Raw genomic sequence first — 18,383 nt, forward strand, 5'->3', positions numbered from 1 at the left:
CCCGCAAAAAAAATAATTAGTGGGAGTACTTCTACATGCAAGCGACCAAGCCGACCCATGTCCGCTATTTGATCCTGCTCATGCTGTTCCTGGTGACCACGATCAACTACGCCGACCGGGCCACCATCGCAATCGCGGGCTCCAGCCTGCAAAAAGACCTCGGCATCGACGCGGTCACCCTCGGTTATATCTTCTCCGCATTCGGTTGGGCCTACGTGGCCGGGCAAATCCCCGGTGGCTGGCTGCTGGACCGATTCGGCTCGAAAAAAGTCTACGCCCTGAGCATCTTCACCTGGTCGCTGTTCACCGTGCTGCAAGGCTACGTCGGTGAGTTCGGTGTCTCCACCGCGGTGGTTGCGCTGTTCATGCTGCGCTTCATGGTGGGCCTGGCTGAGGCGCCGTCCTTCCCGGGCAACGCGCGCATTGTTGCCGCCTGGTTCCCGACCGCCGAGCGCGGTACGGCCTCGGCGATCTTCAACTCGGCGCAGTACTTCGCCACGGTGTTGTTCGCGCCGTTGATGGGCTGGATCGTCTACCGCTTCGGCTGGCAGCACGTGTTTATCGTGATGGGCGTGATCGGCATCGTGTTCTCGCTGATCTGGCTGAAAGTTATCCACAGCCCGCGCCAGCACCCGATGATCAACGAAGCCGAGCTCAATCACATCGCCGCCAATGGCGCGATGGTCGATATGGATCAGGACAAGGGCAAGGGTAAGAAAACCGACGGTCCGAAGTGGGATTACATCCGTCAGTTGCTGACCAACCGCATGATCCTTGGCGTGTACCTGGGCCAGTACTGCATCAACGGCATCACCTACTTCTTCCTGACCTGGTTCCCGGTGTACCTGGTGCAGGACCGCGGCATGACCATCCTCAAGGCCGGTTTCATCGCCTCGTTGCCGGCGATCTGCGGGTTTATCGGTGGCGTGCTGGGCGGGGTGATTTCCGACTATCTGCTGCGCAAAGGCCATTCGCTGACGTTCGCCCGCAAGGCGCCGATCATTGCCGGCCTGCTGGTCTCCAGCAGCATCATCGCGTGTAACTACGTTGACGTTGAATGGATGGTGGTGGGCTTCATGGCCTTGGCTTTCTTCGGCAAAGGTGTTGGCGCATTGGGCTGGGCGGTCGTGTCCGACACCTCGCCGAAACAAATCGCCGGTCTCAGTGGCGGCCTGTTCAACACCTTCGGTAACCTCGCGTCGATCACCACGCCGATTGTCATCGGCTACATCATCAGCACCACCGGCTCATTCAAGTGGGCCTTGGTGTTTGTCGGCGCCAACGCGCTGGTGGCGGTGTTCAGCTATCTGGTCATCGTCGGCCCGATCAAGCGTGTAGTACTCAAAGAGCCGCCAAGCAAGGGGCCTGAGTTGACCAACCTAACCGAAGCGCATTCCTGAGAGGCCCCGTGATGCAGTTGATTGAACATGCCGACTCGCCGCGCTCTATCCGCCTGCACGAGCGCGACAACGTAGTGATCGTGGTCAACGACCAGGGCGTACCGGCCGGGACCGAGTTCCCGGACGGCCTGGTGACCGTGGATTTCATCCCCCAGAGCCACAAAGTGACCCTGGAAGACATCCCCGAAGGCGGTCAGATTATTCGCTACGGACAGACCATCGGTTACGCCCTGGCGCCGATTCCGCGCGGCAGTTGGGTCCAGGAAGATCAACTGCGCATGCCGACCGCGCCACCGCTGGACAGCTTGCCGCTGTCCACCGAGGTGCCTGCAACCCAGGCACCGTTGGAGGGGTTTACCTTCGAGGGCTATCGCAACGCCGACGGTACCGTGGGCACGCGCAATATCCTCGGCATCACCACCACGGTGCAGTGTGTGACGGGCGTGCTGGACCATGCGGTCAAGCGCATCAAGGACGAATTGCTGCCCAAGTACCCCCACGTCGATGACGTGGTGGCGCTGACCCACAGCTACGGCTGCGGGGTGGCGATCACCGCGACGGATGCCTACATCCCGATCCGTACCGTGCGTAACCTGGCGCGCAACCCGAACCTGGGCGGCGAAGCCCTGGTGATCAGCCTGGGCTGCGAGAAATTGCAGGCCGGGCAGGTGATGCACGACAACGACAGCTCCGTCGACCTCAGCGAGCCGTGGCTGTATCGGTTGCAGGATTCCAGCCATGGCTTTACCGAAATGATCGAACAGATCATGGAGCTGGCCGAAGTGCGCCTGAAAAAGCTCGACCAGCGTCGCCGGGAAACCGTGCCGGCGTCCGAGTTGATCCTGGGCATGCAGTGCGGCGGCAGTGATGCGTTTTCCGGTATCACCGCCAACCCGGCACTGGGCTATGCCTCGGATCTGTTGCTGCGGGCCGGGGCGACGGTGATGTTTTCCGAAGTCACCGAAGTGCGGGATGCCATTTACCTGCTGACTTCGCGCGCAGAGACGAAGGAAGTTGCCGAAGAGTTGGTCAGGGAAATGGACTGGTACGACCGCTACCTGGCCAAGGGTGAAGCGGATCGCAGTGCCAACACCACGCCAGGCAACAAGAAGGGCGGGCTGTCGAACATTGTCGAGAAGTCCCTGGGCTCCATCGTCAAGTCCGGCAGCAGTGCGATCAACGGCGTGCTGGGCCCTGGCGAGCGCTTCAAAAGCAAGGGCCTGATCTTTTGCGCCACGCCGGCCAGTGACTTTGTCTGCGGCACCCTGCAATTGGCGGCGGGGATGAACCTGCATGTGTTCACCACCGGGCGTGGCACCCCTTACGGGCTGGCGATGGCGCCGGTGGTGAAGGTCTCGACGCGTACGGAGCTGGCGCAGCGCTGGCCGGACCTCATCGATATCGACGCCGGGCGCATTGCCACCGGGCGCGCGACCATCGAGGAATTGGGCTGGGAGTTGTTCCACTTCTACCTGGACGTGGCCAGCGGTAAGAAGCAGACCTGGGCGGAGCATCACAAGCTGCATAACGACATCACCTTGTTCAACCCGGCGCCGATTACCTGAGACCGCGTCGCCTGCCATCGGGGTAAGCCCCTCCCACAGTTTGAATTGTGAATACTTTCAAGTGTGGGAGCGGGCTTGCCCCCGATAGCGGTCTATCAGACGCCGTTGGGCTGTATGGCTTATCATTAGCCACCTGACGACGTTCACCAAGGTTTTCCCCGGCATGCTGGCAATTTTCCTCACCACCCTCACCATCACTGCGCCGGTATTCGCCATGCTGTTCCTGGGTGTGCTGCTCAAGCGCATCAACTGGATCAACGACAACTTTATCCACACGGCTTCGTCCCTGGTGTTCAACGTCACCATGCCGGCGCTGCTGTTCCTCGGCATCCTCCACGCCGACCTGCACTCGGCTCTCAAGCCGGGGTTGCTGATCTATTTTGCCGTCGCCACGCTGCTGAGCTTTGCCCTGGCCTGGGGCTGGGCGATTTTTCGCTGCAAGCGTGAAGACCGGGGCATCTACACCCAGGGCGCGTTTCGCGGCAATAACGGAGTGATCGGCCTGGCCCTGGCGGCCAGCATGTATGGCGACTACGGCATTTCCCTCGGTGCGATCCTCGCGGCGCTGGTGATCCTGTTCTACAACACCCTGTCGACCATTGTGCTGGCGGTGTACAGCCCAGTGATCAAGTCCGACCCGTGGAGCATCTGCAAAAGTGTGGTGGCTAACCCGCTGATCATCAGCGTGATCGTGGCGGCGCCGTTCGCGTATTTTCAGATTGGCCTGCCGGGCTGGCTGGAAAAATCCATGCAGTACCTGGCGGACACCACCTTGCCGCTGGCATTGATCTGCATTGGTGGCACTTTGTCCCTGGCGGCGCTACGCAAGAGCGGCAATATGGCGCTGAGCGCGAGCTTGATGAAGATGGTCTGGCTGCCGGTGGTCGCGACCCTGGGCGCGTGGCTGCTGGGCTTTCGCGGGCCGGAGTTGGGGATCCTGTTCCTGTACTTCGGTGCGCCGACCGCTGCGGCGAGCTTCGTGATGGCCAGGGCGGCCGAGGGCAATCATGAACTGGCGGCGGCGATTATCGTGATCACCACGCTGATGGCGGCAGTGACCACGAATATCGGGATTTTCGTGTTGCAGGCGGGTGGCTGGATCTAGCCTTCTTTCTGATAGGTGTCGATGACTTCCTGCGCCGCCCGAAACGCATCAATCGCCGCCGGTACGCCGGCATACACCGCGCAATGCAGCAGCGCTTCGCGAATTTCCTCCACAGTACAGCCGTTGTTCAACGCGCCACGCACGTGGCCCTTGAGCTCCTGCGGGCATTTGAGTGCGGTGAGGGCGGCCAGGGTGATCAGGCTGCGCGTCTTCAGCGGCAAGCCTTCGCGGGTCCACACGCTGCCCCAGGCATGTTCGTTGACGAAGTCCTGCAACGGCTGGGTGAATTCGGTGGCGTTGCCCAGGGCGCGGTCGACGAACACATCGCCCATCACCTGGCGACGCATTTCAACCCCGGGCTTTTTCTGATCGGTCATTGCGATTCCCTCTTGTGTTGGCGGCGCCAGGCTCGCAGCGTGCTGAACAACAGGAAAGCCATCAGCGCTGGCAGGACGTAATACAGCATCAGTTGTTCAAGCTTGTTGGCCAGGGGCATGCCGGTGGTAAACGACATCACGTGCAGCCCATACGCCAGGTACAGGCCCAGCAGCACCAGGCCTTCGGCGCGGGTGACGCGGTAGCCGGTATAAAACACCGGCAGGCACAGCACCACCACGCCGAGCATCACCGGCAGGTCGAAGTCCAGGGCGTTGGGCGACACCGACAGCGGCGAAGGCGCGAGCAGGGCGGTCAGCCCCAATACACCCAGCAGGTTGAACAGGTTGCTGCCGATCACGTTGCCCACGGCAATTTCCCGCTGGCCGCGCAGGGCGGCAATCAGTGAGGTGGCCAGGCAGGGCAGCGAGGTGCCGACGCCGATCAGCGTAAGGCCGATGATGCGCTCCGACAGGCCCAGGTCCGCCGCCACATCCACCGCCGCGCCGAGCAGCAAGTGCCCGGCCAGCACCAGGATCAACAGCCCGCCCAGCATCTGCAGCACACTGCTCAGCCAGGGCGCCCGGGCAACGGTATCCAGGGTGCGTGGGCGGCGTGAATGGCGGGTCTGGTAATGCAGCACGCCGAGGTAGGCCAACAGGGCAATCAGCAGCAGCAGGCCATCGACCGGCGTCAGTTCTTCATTGGCCGCCAGGGTGAACACCAGCAGCCCGGCGAGGATCATCACCGGAATATCCACGCGCACCAGCTGCCGCGAGACGCGCAGGGGGATGATCAGCGCCGACAGGCCCAGGGTCACGAGGATGTTGAAGATGCTGCTGCCGATCACGCTGCCCACGGCAATGTCGGTATTGCCGGCCAGGGTGGCCTGCAGGCTGACGGTCATCTGCGGCGCGCTGCTGCCAAAGGCGACGATCGTAAGGCCGATGATCAGCGGCCGCACCTTGAGGCTGGCGGCCAGGCGCACGGCGGCGCGCACCAGGATTTCGGCGCCGAGGGTCAGCAGCAGCAGGCCGCTGACCAGTTCGAGCAGGCTCCAGGGCGAGAGGGCGGTTAATCCGAAAATGGCCAGGGCTCCGTCTTCAATTGCTCAGGGCTTGCACGCGAACCCGCGCGGTGCCGCTGCCCAGCATACCCAGTTGCTCGGCCGCCTTGCGTGACAGATCGATCAAGCGCCCACGGGTATGCGGGCCGCGATCGTTGATGCGGACCACGACGGATTTGTCGTTGTCGAGATTGGTGACCTTGACCTGGGTGCCGAAGGGCAGTCGCCGGTGGGCCGCGGTCAGGGCGTTCTGGTTGAAGGGTTCACCGCTGGCGGTTTTCTTGCCATGGTGCCTGGCGCCGTAATAAGAGGCGGTGCCGGTTTCGTCGTAGCCGTTGGGGTCGATGAGGCCGCTGGCGCAGCCGGCCAGCAGTGAAAATAGAGCCCATAGACCTAATAGACGCTTCATTATCAAGGTGCCCCCATCACAAATGTGGGAGGGGGCTTGCCCCCGATAGCGGTGATTCAGTCAAAACAGCAGTGACTGACACTCTGCTATCGGGGGCAAGCCCCCTCCCACAGGGAGTCCGAGTCAGGCATGAAGTCTCGCCCGGACCATTCATCGCAATCAGCCTTCGAGCTTGCTTTTCAGCAGTTCGTTCACCTGTTGCGGGTTGGCCTTGCCTTTGGAGGCTTTCATCGCCTGGCCGACAAAGAAACCGAACATCTTGCCGCGCTTGGCTTCGTCTGCCGCACGGTACTGTTCGACCTGCTCGGCGTTGGCCGCCAGCATTTCATCCAGCACGGCCGAGATGGCGCCGCTGTCGGTGACTTGCTTGAGGCCGCGTTTCTCGATGATCTCGTCGGCGCTGCCTTCACCGCTGGCCATGGCTTCGAACACGGTCTTGGCGATTTTGCCGGAGATGGTGTTGTCCTTGATGCGCAGCAGCATGCCGCCCAATTGCTCGGCCGACACCGGCGCTTCGTCGATCTCCAGGCCCTGTTTGTTCAACAGGCTGCCCAGCTCGACCATCACCCAGTTGGCCGCCAGCTTGGCGTCACCGGCAATGCTCACGACCTTTTCGAAGTAGTCGGCTTGCTCACGGCTCGAAGCCAGCACGCTGGCATCGTAGACCGACAGGCCGAACTGCGCCTGGAAGCGCTCGCGTTTTTGCGGTGGCAATTCCGGTAGGGTGGCGCGGATGTCATTGAGGAACGAATCCTCAAGCACCACCGGCAACAGGTCCGGATCGGGGAAGTAACGGTAGTCGTTGGCTTCCTCTTTGCTGCGCATGGCGCGGGTTTCGTCTTTGTTCGGGTCGTACAGGCGCGTTTGCTGGATCACCTTGCCGCCGTCCTCGATCAATTCGATCTGGCGCCGCACTTCGGTGTTGATCGCCTTCTCGATAAAGCGGAACGAGTTGACGTTCTTGATCTCGCAGCGAGTGCCGTACTCGGCCTGGCCTTTTGGCCGCACCGACACGTTGCAGTCGCAACGCAGCGAGCCTTCGGCCATGTTGCCGTCACAGATGCCCAGGTAACGCACCAGCGCGTGGATGGTCTTGACGTAGGCCACGGCTTCCTTGGCACTGCGCATGTCCGGCTCGGACACGATCTCCAGCAGCGGCGTGCCGGCACGGTTCAGGTCGATACCGGTGGCACCGTTGAACTCTTCGTGCAGGCTCTTGCCGGCGTCTTCCTCCAGGTGTGCACGGGTGACGCCGACACGCTTGATGGTGCCGTCTTCCAATGGGATGTCCAGGTAGCCCTTGCCGACGATCGGCAATTCCATCTGGCTGATCTGGTAGCCCTTGGGCAGGTCCGGGTAGAAGTAGTTCTTGCGCGCGAACACGTTGTGCTGGCCGATCTCGGCGTCAATCGCCAGGCCGAACATCACCGCCATGCGCACGGCTTCCTGGTTCAGCACCGGCAGTACGCCGGGCATGCCCAGGTCTACCAGGCTGGCCTGGGTGTTGGGCTCGGAGCCGAACGTGGTGGCGCTACCGGAGAAAATCTTCGATTGGGTGGCGAGCTGGGTATGAATCTCCAGCCCGATCACAACTTCCCATTGCATAGTGTTCTCCTCAGAAGCCGGTAGGGGTGCGAGTGTGCCAGTCGGTGTTCAACTGGTACTGGTGCGCCACATTGAGCAGGCGGCCTTCCTGGAAATACGGGGCGAGCAATTGCACGCCCACCGGCAGGCCGTCGACGAAACCGGCGGGCATGGACAAGCCCGGCAAGCCCGCGAGGTTGGCGGTGATGGTGTAGAGGTCTTCCAGGTACTCGGCAATCGGGTCGCCGGTCTTGGCGCCGATCTTCCAGGCCGGGTTCGGCGTGGTTGGGCCGAGGATCACGTCGACTTCTTCAAAGGCTGCCATGAAGTCGTTCTTGATCAGGCGACGGATCTTTTGCGCCTTGAGGTAGTACGCGTCGTAATAGCCGGCGGACAGGGCGTAGGCACCGACCATGATCCGGCGTTGCACTTCGGCGCCGAAGCCTTCGCCACGGGAGCGTTTGTACAGGTCGGTCAGGTCCTTCGGGTTCTCGCAGCGGTAGCCGAAGCGCACGCCGTCGAAACGCGACAGGTTGGAAGAGGCTTCTGCCGGCGCGATCACGTAGTAGGCAGGAATCGCGTGCTGGTTGTTCGGCAGGCTGATTTCCTTGATCACCGCGCCGAGCTTTTCCAGTTCCTTGACGCTGTTGTGCACCAATTCGGCAATGCGCGGGTCGAGACCGGCGCTGAAGTATTCCTTCGGCACGCCGATGCGCAGGCCCTTGAGCGAAGTGTTGAGGCTGGCGCTGTAGTCCGGCACCGGTTCATCGATGCTGGTGGAGTCCTGGGCGTCGAAGCCTGCCATGCCTTGTAACAAAATCGCGCAGTCTTCGGCCGTGCGGGCCAGGGGCCCGCCCTGATCGAGGCTGGAGGCGTAGGCGATCATGCCCCAGCGGGAAACGCGACCGTAGGTCGGCTTCAGGCCGGTGAGGTTGGTGAAGGCCGCCGGCTGGCGGATCGAGCCGCCGGTGTCGGTGGCCGTGGCGGCCGGCAGGAAGCGCGCGGCAACGGCCGCAGCCGAACCACCGGACGAACCGCCGGGCACGTGTTCCAGGTTCCACGGGTTTTTCACCGCGCCGTAGTAGCTCGACTCGTTGGCCGACCCCATGGCGAATTCGTCCATGTTGGTCTTGCCCAGGGTCACGGCCCCGGCAGCGGCCAGCTTGGCGACCACGGTGGCGTCGTATGGCGCCTTGAAGTTGTCGAGCATCTTCGAGCCGCAGCTGGTGCGAATGCCCTGGGTGCAGAACAGGTCCTTGTGGGCGATCGGTGCGCCCAGCAGGGCGCCGGTTTCACCGTTGGCGCGGCGTGCATCCGCGGCCTTGGCCTGGCTCAGGGCCAGCTCTTCGGTGAGGCTGATGAAGCTGTTGACCTTGGGGTCCAGCTCGGCGATGCGCGCAAGCAGGGTCTTGGTCAGCTCTTCGGAAGAAAACGTTTTGTCGGCGAGACCGCGGGCGATCTCGGCCAGAGTCATGTGATGCATGAAAGGCTCTTTCCCTTTAGTCGATGACTTTCGGAACCAGGTACAGGCCGTTTTCGACCGCTGGCGCGATGGACTGGTAGGCATCGCGATTATTGCGCTCGGTCACGACGTCTGCGCGCAGGCGCTGGCTGGCTTCCAGCGGGTGAGCCAGGGGCTCGATGCCGTCGGTATTCACGGCCTGCATTTGGTCAACCAGCCCGAGAATGCTGTTCAGGGCTGCGGTGGTCTGTGGAAGATCGGCTTCATTCAGGCCAAGCGAGGCCAGATGAGCGATTTTTTCCACGTCGGAGCGTTCAAGCGCCATGGGAATCTCCAGTGGAAAACAGAACGGAGGCTGTCCGTGTGTTAGATTGTCGGAACACTACCGCATTTCTACGGTCTTACGGCCGCGATTGTGGGGGTTGGTGCACAGAAAGTCGGCCAATTTAGCACATTGGCGCCTTGCCCAAAATCCCTGTCGTTGTTAGAGTTTGCCGCACTTTTTTACCCACGCGTTGCCTAGGGTCCTTTCCCCATGTTCAAGAAACTGCGTGGCATGTTTTCCAGCGATCTTTCCATTGACCTGGGCACTGCCAACACCCTTATTTACGTGCGCGAGCGCGGTATCGTTCTGAATGAGCCATCGGTTGTGGCCATTCGGACCCATGGTAATCAGAAAAGTGTCGTTGCCGTCGGCACCGAGGCCAAGCGCATGCTCGGCCGAACACCAGGCAATATTGCTGCCATTCGTCCGATGAAAGACGGCGTGATCGCCGACTTCAGCGTCTGCGAAAAGATGCTGCAGTACTTCATCAACAAGGTTCACGAAAACAGTTTCCTGCAGCCCAGCCCTCGTGTGCTGATCTGTGTTCCGTGCAAGTCCACCCAGGTGGAGCGTCGTGCCATCCGTGAGTCGGCCCTTGGCGCCGGTGCCCGCGAAGTGTTCCTGATCGAAGAGCCGATGGCTGCTGCGATCGGTGCCGGCCTGCCGGTTGAAGAAGCGCGCGGTTCGATGGTGGTGGATATCGGTGGTGGTACCACTGAAATCGCCCTGATTTCCCTGAACGGTGTGGTGTATGCCGAATCCGTACGTGTAGGCGGCGACCGTTTCGACGAAGCGATCATCACTTATGTACGTCGCAACTACGGCAGCCTGATCGGCGAATCCACCGCCGAGCGCATCAAGCAGGAAATCGGTACCGCTTACCCGGGCGGCGAAGTTCGCGAAGTCGATGTTCGCGGTCGCAACCTGGCCGAAGGCGTTCCACGTGCCTTCACCCTGAACTCCAATGAAGTGCTGGAAGCTCTGCAAGAGTCCCTGGCCACCATCGTTCAGGCTGTGAAGAGCGCCCTGGAGCAATCGCCGCCGGAGCTGGCTTCCGACATCGCCGAGCGAGGCCTGGTGCTGACCGGTGGTGGCGCCCTGTTGCGCGACCTCGACAAGCTGCTGGCCCAGGAAACCGGCCTGCCGGTGATCGTCGCCGAAGACCCGCTGACCTGCGTTGCCCGTGGCGGTGGTCGTGCACTGGAAATGATGGATAAACACACCATGGACCTGCTCTCCAGCGAATAAGACCGTTGGTTGCACCATGTTTCGCCCGCAGGCAGCACTTTGCAGTGCTGCCTGTTGGCGTTTATCTTCTTCAATCTGCATCCAGGCCGGTTAGATGCCGTATGAATAAAGAGAACATTTGCCTGGGAGGAGCGGCCTATTAAACCGCTTTTCGCCAAAGGCCCCTCATTGGGCGTGCGCTTATTGGTGCTGGTCGTGCTTTCGGTCGCATTGATGGTGGTCGATGCCCGCTTTGCGCTGCTCAAGCCGGTGCGTAGCCAAATGTCGCTGGTGTTGATGCAGACCTACTGGATCACCGACCTGCCGCAACGTCTCTACCAGGGCGTGGCCAGCCAATTTGGCAGCCGCACCGAACTGGTTGCCGAGAACGAAAAACTCAAGACCGAAAACCTGCTGTTGCAGGGGCGCATGCAAAAGCTGGCGGCCCTCACCGAGCAGAACGTTCGGCTGCGCGAGTTGCTCAACTCTTCCGCGCTGGTCAACGAAAAGGTCGAAGTGGCCGAGTTGATCGGCATGGACCCCAACCCCTTTACCCATCGCATCATCATCAACAAGGGTGAGCGCGATGGCGTGGTCCTGGGTCAGCCGGTTCTGGATGCTCGGGGACTGATGGGGCAGGTCGTCGAGCTGATGCCCTACACCTCGCGGGTCCTGCTGCTGACGGACACCACCCACAGCATTCCGGTGCAGGTCAACCGTAACGGCTTGCGCGCGATTGCCAGCGGTACCGGTAACCCCGAGCGCCTGGAATTGCGTCACGTGGCGGACACGGCCGACATCAAGGAAGGCGACCTGCTGGTCAGCTCCGGCCTGGGCCAGCGGTTCCCGGCAGGCTATCCGGTGGCAACGGTCAAGGAAGTGATCCACGATTCCGGCCAGCCCTTCGCCATTGTGCGTGCCGTGCCCACTGCCGCCCTGAACCGCAGCCGCTACCTGTTGCTGGTGTTCAGCGACAATCGTACCCCGGAAGAGCGCGCCAACGACGCCGCCCAGGCCCAGGAAGCGGAAGACAAGAAGAACGGCACTGCGCCGATCATTCCCGCGACCGTGCCCAAGCCCGCGTCGGCTGCCCCCGTTGTACCGGCGGCAACGCCCGCAGTTGCTGCGCCCGTGGCCACGCCGGTCAAGCCTGCGGCCCATAGCGCGCGCGCGGTGAAACCGACTGCAGCGAAACCGCCTGCCACTACGACGCCCGCTGCGAAGCCTCCAGCCGCAGCCCCGGCCACCACACGGCAGAGGGAGGAATAATGGCCGGTACTCATTCGAGCAATGGCTGGATCGTCTGGCTGACATTTGCCATCGGTTTACTGCTCAGCGTTTCGCCGCTGCCGCAGTTCATGGAGATCCTGCGTCCGCTGTGGCTGGCATTGCTGCTGGCATTCTGGTCGCTGAACCTGCCCCATAAAGTGGGCATGGTCACGGCCATGTTCCTGGGCTTGGCGGAAGATGTGCTGTATGGCACCTTGCTAGGCCAGAACGCGTTGATCCTGACCCTGATCACCTTCCTGGTGCTGTCGTTGCAGCAGCGTCTGCGCATGTTCCCGATGTGGCAGCAATGCCTGGTGATCCTGGTGATCTTCGGCCTGGCGCAGTTGGTGCAGTTGTGGCTCAGTGCCTTGACCGGCAACCGCCAGCCAACCCTGGCGCTGGTGTTGCCGGCCCTGGTCAGTGCGCTGCTGTGGCCGTGGATCAGTTTCGGCCTGCGTGGGTTACGTCGTCGCTATAAAATCAATTGAATGGATTGCGAGGCTCTGCCTGGTTATCGAACCCCACAGGGAGAGTCTGCAATGAATTCGCTTTATCTGGCCTCGGGTTCCCCGAGGCGGCGTGAACTGCTGACACAGATCGGTGTGCCCTTCACCGTGGTCAGCGCCGCCATTGATGAAACCCCTCTTACAAACGAAACCCCTGTTTCCTACGTTGAGCGTCTCGCTCGCGGTAAGGCCGCAGCGGGTTTTGCTGCGCTCGGGCAAACCTCGGCCGCCTGCGTCCTGGGCGCCGATACCGCAGTGATCGTGGACGGCAAGATCCTCGGCAAGCCCGTAGACCAAGCCGATGCGTTGGCGATGTTGATGGCACTGGCGGGGCGTGAACATGAGGTTCTGACTGCGATTGCCCTGACTGACGGCCAGCGCTGTGAAACCCAATGTGTAAGCAGTCGTGTACTTTTCCGTGGGATTTCTGTCGAGGAGGCTACAAGCTACTGGCACAGCGGCGAACCCCAGGACAAGGCGGGCGGCTATGCTATCCAAGGGCTTGGCTCGGTGTTTGTGGCCGGGCTCAATGGCAGTTATTCCGCTGTGGTAGGCCTGCCGGTGTGCGAAACCGCGCAACTGCTTGCCCAATTCGGCATACCCTGTTGGCAAAACCTTACCGCGCGCTGAGCACGTGACTCCAGCGCCCAGCCTTAAGCGACCGGTCACTATTGTGAAAACGCCTGAACGAGACCCAGCCATGAGTGAAGAGATTCTGATCAATATCACGCCGATGGAATCGCGCGTGGCGGTGGTAGAGAACGGTGTTCTGCAAGAAGTGCATGTCGAGCGCACCCAGAAACGCGGGATCGTCGGCAATATCTACAAGGGCAAGGTGGTGCGGGTGTTGCCGGGGATGCAGGCGGCATTTGTCGATATCGGCCTGGACCGTGCGGCATTTATCCACGCCTCGGAGATCTCCCTGCGCGAAGGGCCGGCGGTGGAAAGCATCAGCGCCTTGGTGCACGAAGGGCAGAGCCTGGTGGTGCAAGTCACCAAGGACCCCATCGGCTCGAAGGGCGCACGCCTGACCACTCAACTGTCGATTCCGTCGCGCTACCTGGTTTACATGCCGCGCACCGCCCATGTCGGCATTTCCCTTAAGATTGAAGACGAAGCCGAGCGCGAGCGCCTGAAAAAGGTGGTCAGCGACTGCGTGGCCGCCGAAGGTATCAAGGAAGCGGGCGGTTTTATCCTGCGCACCGCCGCCGAGGGCGCCGGTGCCGACGAAATCCTCATGGACATTCGCTACCTGCGGCGCCTGTGGGACCAGATCGGCGCACAGATCAAGACCATCGGCGCGCCGAGTGTGATCTACGAAGACCTGGGCCTGGCCCTGCGCACATTGCGCGACCTGGTCAGCCCCAAGATCGAGAAAATTCGCATCGACTCGCGGGAAACCTTCCAGCGCACCACGCAATTTGTTGCCGAGCTGATGCCGGAAATTGCCGATCGCCTGGAGCATTACCCTGGCGAACGGCCGATCTTCGACCTGTATGGCGTCGAGGACGAAATCCAGAAAGCCCTGGAGCGCAAGGTGCCGCTCAAGTCCGGTGGCTACCTGGTGGTGGACCCGGCGGAAGCGATGACCACCATCGACGTCAACACCGGCGCGTTCGTAGGCCATCGCAACCTTGAAGAGACCATCTTCAAGACCAATCTCGAAGCGGCCACGGCGATTGCTCGACAACTGCGCCTGCGTAACCTGGGCGGCATCATCATCATCGACTTCATCGACATGGAAGATGAAGAGCACCAGCGCCAGGTGCTGCGCACACTCGAAAAGCAGCTGGAGCGCGATCACGCCAAGACCAATATCATCGGCATCACCGAGCTGGGCCTGGTGCAGATGACCCGCAAGCGCACCCGCGAGAGCCTGGAGCAGGTGCTGTGCGAGCCCTGCAGCAGTTGCCAGGGCCGCGGTAAGTTGAAGACTCCGGAAACGGTTTGCTACGAGATTTTCCGGGAAATCCTCCGAGAGGCACGGGCCTACCAGGCCGAAGGTTATAGAGTGCTCGCCAACCAGAAAGTGGTCGACCGCCTGCTGGATGAAGAATCCGGTAACGTGGCTGAATTGGAGGGGTTTATCGGGCGTACGATTCGCTTCCAGGTCGAAACCATGTATTCCCAGGAACAATATGACGTGGTGCTGCTCTGATCCCCATTCGCTTTCTTTTTACGCGACTCGCAGACCTTGATCTGCAGTCCGACTACTGCCTTGAGGGTCGCCTGACATGGAGCGTCTGACACGCTTTTTTGCCGCTTTGACCCGTTGGGGCCTTGGGCTGTGCGCCTTGCTGCTGGTGTTGGCGGCGGTGTACGTGAGCCTGGGGCGCGAATTGACCCCGCTGGTGGCCGAATACCGCGCGGAAATCGAAGCCAAGGCCCAGGCTGCGGTGGACATGCCTGTGCACATCGGCAGCCTTGAAGGCCGCTGGAGCGGTTTTGCGCCGGTGTTGCTGGCCCACGACGTAATGGTCGGCGAGGGCAGCAGTGCCTTGCGCCTGGACCAGGTCGAAGTGGTGCCGGACATGTGGGCCAGCCTGATGGCGCGCGAAGTGCGTATTGCGCACCTGGAAGTCAATGGCCTGCAACTGAGCGCCAAGGAAGACAAGGACGGCCATTGGGCGCTGCAAGGCTTGCCGATACAGGACGACCAGCCGCTGGACCCGGAGCAATTGCTCAGGCGCATGCAGATGGTCAAGCGCGTATCGCTGCTCGACAGCCAGGTCACCCTGCAACCGTTCGACCAGACGCCGCTGACCCTGACGTATGTGGGCTTGAGCCTGCACACGGGCGTCACCCGCCAGCGCCTGGACGCCCGCCTGACCTTGCCCGACGGCCAGCCCCTTGCCCTGAGCCTGCGCAGCCGCATTCGCGCGAGCCAGTGGAAGGACGCTGAAATCGAGGCCTACCTGAGCCTGCCGCAGAGCGACTGGGCCAAGTGGATCCCCGCCAGGCTGACCCAGCAGTGGAAACTCACGCAGTTCAAGGCCGGCGGTGAGTTCTGGCTGAACTGGGGTAAAGGCACGGTGCAAAGTGCGGTCGTGCGCCTCAACTCGCCGCAGGTGAAGGGCAGCTACGCCGAACGCAAGCCGGTCCATATCGAAAACCTTGCACTCACGGCCTATCTGCAACGCAGTGATACCGGCTTGAAGGTGTTGTTCGATTCCCTGGCGATGAACCTGGGCGAGACCCGATGGGAATCGCGCCTGCAATTGCAGCAGACCCTAGCGACCGACACGGCCCTGGAAGCCTGGAAGCTGCAGGCTGACCGCCTTGACCTGACCCCCATCACACCGTTGCTCAACGCCCTGGCGCCGCTGCCGGAAGGCGTCGCCAAGACCGTCGAGCACCTGAAGGCCAGCGGTCTATTGCGCAATGTACTGGTGGATTTCCGTCCTCAAGACACCACCGATCAAAAAGTCAGCTTTGCCGCCAACCTGGAGCGGGTCGGGTTTGACGCCTACTTCGGTGCGCCGGCCGCACGCAATGTTTCCGGCAGCATCAGCGGCGACCTGGGCCAGGGCGAGTTGCGCATGGACAGCAAGGATTTTTCCCTGCACCTCGATCCGATCTTCGCCAAGCCCTGGCAGTACCTCCAGGCCAATGCACGCCTGACGTGGAAGCTGGATAAACAAGGCTTCACCCTGATCGCCCCGTATATCAAGGTGCTGGGGGAAGAGGGCAAGATCGCTGCCGATTTCCTGATTCGCCTGCATTTCGACCACAGCCAGGAAGACTATATGGACCTGCGGGTCGGTATGGTCGATGGCGATGGACGGTTTACCCCTAAATACCTGCCGGCCGTACTGAGCCCCGCGTTGGATGAGTGGCTGCGCACGGCAATTCTCAAGGGCGCGGTGGACCAGGGGTTCTTCCAGTACCAGGGCTCGCTGAACCACGATGCGTTGCCCGCCGCGCGCAATATCAGTCTGTTCTTCAAGGTGCATGACGCCGAACTGGCGTTCCAGCCGGGTTGGCCCCATGTGAACAAGGTCAATGGCGAAGTGTTTGTCGAAGAGACGGGCGTACGCATCCTGGCGAGCAAGGGGCAGTTGCTCGACACCAAGGTCAAGGACGTCTACGTCAATATTCCCCACGCTCCGTCCGGCAAGGAAAGTCATCTGCTGCTTACCGGTGGTTTTGCCGGTGGCCTGGGTGATGGGCTGAAGATTCTCCAGGAAGCGCCAATTGGTACGGCCTCCACCTTCGCCGGCTGGAAAGGCGAGGGAGACCTGCAAGGCACGTTGGATCTGGACGTTCCGCTGGTCAAGGGCATCGAGCCCAGGATCGTGGTGGATTTCCAGACTGACAAGGCACGCCTGCAATTGGCGGAACCGCCCCTGGACCTGACGCAGCTCAAGGGCAATTTCCGTTTCGACAGCGCCAAGGGCTTGAGCGGCGAAAAGATTACCGCCCAGGCATTTGACCGGCCGATCACCGCGCAGATCTTTGCCGATGGCAAGCCGGGCAATATCAGCACCCGTGTCGCCGCCAAGGGGCAGGTGACGGTCAAGCGTCTGACGGATTGGTTGAAAGTCAGTCAGCCGTTGCCGGTGTCCGGTGATCTTTCGTATCAGTTGCAGCTCAATCTGGACGGTGCCGACAGCCAACTGATGGTCAGCTCCAACCTCAAGGGCGTTGCGGTGGACTTGCCGGCGCCGTTCGGCATGCCGGCCAGCCAGGGGCGTGACAGCGTATTCCGCATGACCTTGCAGGGGGCTGAGCGCCGCTATTGGTTTGATTACGGTGAGTTGGCCAACTTCACCTTTGCCGCGCCGCCGGACAAGCTCAATGACGGCCGTGGCGAGTTGTTCCTCGGCGATGGTGATGCCGTGCTGCCAGGCGCCAAGGGTTTGCGCATCCGTGGCGTGCTCTCGGAGCTGGATATCGACCCGTGGAAAAAACTGGTGAACCAGTATGCTGGCAATGACCCAGGTGGCAGTGCCAAGCAGCTGCTGAGCGGTGCCGAATTCAAGATTGGCAAGCTCACCGGCCTGGGCACCCAGTTCGATCAGGTCAACCTGCAGCTGGATCGCAAGCCCGCTGCCTGGGGTTTACGCTTTGACAGCCAGCAAGCCAAGGGGGCCGTGAACCTGCCGGATGCCAAGGGCGCGCCGATTGCGGTCAACCTGCAATACGTGAAGCTGCCGGCGGTGGACCCGACGGTACAGGCTGATGAAAATGCACCGGACCCGTTGGCCAGTATCGATCCCAAGGATATTCCGGCGTTGGATATCGCCATTGACCAGCTGTTCCAGGGGCCGGACCTGATTGGCGCCTGGTCACTCAAGATCCGGCCAACGGCCAAAGGCCTGGCCTTCAATACGCTGGACCTGGGCCTCAAGGGTATGCAACTCAAGGGCGCCGGCGGATGGGAAGGTGTTTCGGGTGACAGCAGCAGTTGGTACAAGGGGCGCCTGGATGGCAAGAACATCGCCGACGTACTCAAAGGCTGGGGCTATGCGCCCACGGTCACCAGTGAGGATTTCCACCTGGATGTAGATGGGCGGTGGCCGGGTTCGCCGGCCTGGGTCGGGCCTAAACGTTTCTCCGGCAGCCTGGATGCGACGTTCCGTAAAGGTCAGTTTGTCGAGGTGGAAGGTGGTGCCCAGGCGCTGCGGGTATTTGGCCTGCTCAACTTCAACTCCATCGGACGCCGCCTGCGCCTGGACTTCTCCGACCTGCTGGGCAAAGGCTTGAGTTATGACCGGGTCAAGGGCCAATTGGTCGCCAGCAATGGCGTGTTCGTGACGCGCGAGCCGATCACCATGACCGGCCCGTCGAGCAACCTGGAGCTCAATGGCACCCTGGACCTGGTGGCTGACCGTGTCGATGCCAAGTTGCTGGTGACCTTGCCGGTGACCAACAACCTGCCGATTGCCGCGCTGATCGTGGGCGCGCCGGCGATTGGTGGCGCACTGTTCCTGATCGACAAGCTGATCGGTGACCGTGTTTCGCGTTTCGCCAGCGTGCAATACAAGGTGGAAGGCCCATGGAAGGATCCAAAAATCACCTTCGACAAGCCCTTTGAAAAACCAAACTGAGAGCCTGTGGAGTAGCATGGCCCCATGCCTTTTACGGAGT

Annotated in this window: 15 protein-coding genes; 9 read left to right on the forward strand and 6 right to left on the reverse strand. The window is 61.5% G+C overall.

The genetic code is table 11. The features are described 5' to 3' along the window. Positions 1-35 precede the first annotated feature (35 nt). The 3 genes from BB029_RS05745 to BB029_RS05755 all read left to right on the forward strand — a co-directional run bounded on the left by BB029_RS05745 (position 36) and on the right by BB029_RS05755 (position 4,070). Complete coding sequence (locus BB029_RS05745; RefSeq protein ID WP_065938517.1) at positions 36-1,400, forward strand: MFS transporter; 1,365 nt, start codon at positions 36-38, stop codon at positions 1,398-1,400. Between the two features lie 11 nt (positions 1,401-1,411). Further along, positions 1,412-2,965 (forward strand): galactarate dehydratase, encoded by a 1,554-nt coding sequence (gene garD, locus BB029_RS05750; protein WP_065938518.1) that lies wholly within the window; start codon positions 1,412-1,414, stop codon positions 2,963-2,965. 163 nt (positions 2,966-3,128) lie between these two features. Beyond that, positions 3,129-4,070 carry an AEC family transporter gene (locus BB029_RS05755; RefSeq protein WP_027604833.1) on the forward strand — a complete coding sequence of 314 codons (942 nt, stop codon included), beginning with the start codon at positions 3,129-3,131 and terminating at the stop codon, positions 4,068-4,070. Here BB029_RS05755 and BB029_RS05760 read toward each other — a convergent pair. The 6 genes from BB029_RS05760 to gatC form a co-directional block, all read right to left on the reverse strand. Next, positions 4,067-4,447 (reverse strand): carboxymuconolactone decarboxylase family protein, encoded by a 381-nt coding sequence (locus BB029_RS05760; RefSeq protein WP_065924306.1) that lies wholly within the window; start codon positions 4,445-4,447, stop codon positions 4,067-4,069. The genes BB029_RS05755 and BB029_RS05760 overlap by 4 nt on opposite strands. Continuing rightward, complete coding sequence (locus BB029_RS05765) at positions 4,444-5,490, reverse strand: calcium/sodium antiporter (RefSeq protein WP_065938519.1); 1,047 nt, start codon at positions 5,488-5,490, stop codon at positions 4,444-4,446. The genes BB029_RS05760 and BB029_RS05765 overlap by 4 nt, the downstream gene beginning before the upstream one ends. Before the next feature lie 58 nt (positions 5,491-5,548). Continuing rightward, positions 5,549-5,920 carry a septal ring lytic transglycosylase RlpA family protein gene (locus BB029_RS05770; protein ID WP_065924304.1) on the reverse strand — a complete coding sequence of 124 codons (372 nt, stop codon included), beginning with the start codon at positions 5,918-5,920 and terminating at the stop codon, positions 5,549-5,551. Positions 5,921-6,079: 159 nt separating this feature from the next. Then, on the reverse strand, positions 6,080-7,525 hold the full coding sequence (gene gatB, locus BB029_RS05775; protein ID WP_053131586.1) for an Asp-tRNA(Asn)/Glu-tRNA(Gln) amidotransferase subunit GatB: 1,446 nt from the start codon (positions 7,523-7,525) through the stop codon (positions 6,080-6,082). Between the two features lie 10 nt (positions 7,526-7,535). Next, complete coding sequence (gene gatA, locus BB029_RS05780; RefSeq protein ID WP_065938520.1) at positions 7,536-8,987, reverse strand: Asp-tRNA(Asn)/Glu-tRNA(Gln) amidotransferase subunit GatA; 1,452 nt, start codon at positions 8,985-8,987, stop codon at positions 7,536-7,538. Between the two features lie 16 nt (positions 8,988-9,003). After that, entirely contained in the window at positions 9,004-9,291 is a 288-nt protein-coding gene (gene gatC, locus BB029_RS05785; protein WP_065938521.1) for an Asp-tRNA(Asn)/Glu-tRNA(Gln) amidotransferase subunit GatC, read from the reverse strand. 210 nt (positions 9,292-9,501) lie between these two features. Here gatC and mreB point away from each other — a divergent pair, with 210 nt between their 5' ends. The 6 genes from mreB (at position 9,502) to BB029_RS05815 (ending at position 18,343) form a co-directional block, all read left to right on the forward strand. Further along, the gene (gene mreB, locus BB029_RS05790) at positions 9,502-10,539 is read left to right on the forward strand and encodes a rod shape-determining protein MreB (protein ID WP_002555108.1); all 1,038 of its coding nucleotides are present in this window, start codon (positions 9,502-9,504) and stop codon (positions 10,537-10,539) included. A 138-nt stretch (positions 10,540-10,677) separates the two neighbouring features. After that, positions 10,678-11,787: a rod shape-determining protein MreC gene (gene mreC, locus BB029_RS05795; protein ID WP_083236340.1), complete on the forward strand. Its 1,110-nt coding sequence runs from the start codon at positions 10,678-10,680 to the stop codon at positions 11,785-11,787. Beyond that, on the forward strand, positions 11,787-12,275 hold the full coding sequence (gene mreD / locus BB029_RS05800) for a rod shape-determining protein MreD (protein ID WP_027604826.1): 489 nt from the start codon (positions 11,787-11,789) through the stop codon (positions 12,273-12,275). Before mreC ends, mreD begins: the two co-directional genes overlap by 1 nt. A gap of 51 nt (positions 12,276-12,326) precedes the next feature. Continuing rightward, on the forward strand, positions 12,327-12,923 hold the full coding sequence (locus tag BB029_RS05805; protein WP_065938523.1) for a nucleoside triphosphate pyrophosphatase: 597 nt from the start codon (positions 12,327-12,329) through the stop codon (positions 12,921-12,923). A 70-nt stretch (positions 12,924-12,993) separates the two neighbouring features. Further along, positions 12,994-14,451 (forward strand): ribonuclease G, encoded by a 1,458-nt coding sequence (rng, locus tag BB029_RS05810; RefSeq protein WP_010213134.1) that lies wholly within the window; start codon positions 12,994-12,996, stop codon positions 14,449-14,451. A 76-nt stretch (positions 14,452-14,527) separates the two neighbouring features. Further along, a complete protein-coding gene (locus BB029_RS05815) occupies positions 14,528-18,343 on the forward strand; it encodes a YhdP family protein (RefSeq protein WP_065938524.1) in 3,816 nt (1,271 codons plus the stop codon). Positions 18,344-18,383 lie beyond the last annotated feature (40 nt).

The sequence above is a fragment of the Pseudomonas sp. S3E12 genome (assembly GCF_001702295.1).
In the GTDB taxonomy this organism is placed as follows: Bacteria; Pseudomonadota; Gammaproteobacteria; order Pseudomonadales; family Pseudomonadaceae; genus Aquipseudomonas; species Aquipseudomonas marginalis.

Coding starts and splice junctions, on each gene's coding strand:
- BB029_RS05745 (WP_065938517.1), top strand. CDS start 36: ATGCAAGCGACCAAGCCGACCCATGTCCGCTATTTGATCCTGCTCATG.
- garD (WP_065938518.1), top strand. CDS start 1,412: ATGCAGTTGATTGAACATGCCGACTCGCCGCGCTCTATCCGCCTGCAC.
- BB029_RS05755 (WP_027604833.1), top strand. CDS start 3,129: ATGCTGGCAATTTTCCTCACCACCCTCACCATCACTGCGCCGGTATTC.
- BB029_RS05760 (WP_065924306.1), bottom strand. CDS start 4,447: ATGACCGATCAGAAAAAGCCCGGGGTTGAAATGCGTCGCCAGGTGATG.
- BB029_RS05770 (WP_065924304.1), bottom strand. CDS start 5,920: ATGAAGCGTCTATTAGGTCTATGGGCTCTATTTTCACTGCTGGCCGGC.
- gatB (WP_053131586.1), bottom strand. CDS start 7,525: ATGCAATGGGAAGTTGTGATCGGGCTGGAGATTCATACCCAGCTCGCC.
- gatA (WP_065938520.1), bottom strand. CDS start 8,987: ATGCATCACATGACTCTGGCCGAGATCGCCCGCGGTCTCGCCGACAAA.
- gatC (WP_065938521.1), bottom strand. CDS start 9,291: ATGGCGCTTGAACGCTCCGACGTGGAAAAAATCGCTCATCTGGCCTCG.
- mreB (WP_002555108.1), top strand. CDS start 9,502: ATGTTCAAGAAACTGCGTGGCATGTTTTCCAGCGATCTTTCCATTGAC.
- mreD (WP_027604826.1), top strand. CDS start 11,787: ATGGCCGGTACTCATTCGAGCAATGGCTGGATCGTCTGGCTGACATTT.
- BB029_RS05805 (WP_065938523.1), top strand. CDS start 12,327: ATGAATTCGCTTTATCTGGCCTCGGGTTCCCCGAGGCGGCGTGAACTG.
- rng (WP_010213134.1), top strand. CDS start 12,994: ATGAGTGAAGAGATTCTGATCAATATCACGCCGATGGAATCGCGCGTG.
- BB029_RS05815 (WP_065938524.1), top strand. CDS start 14,528: ATGGAGCGTCTGACACGCTTTTTTGCCGCTTTGACCCGTTGGGGCCTT.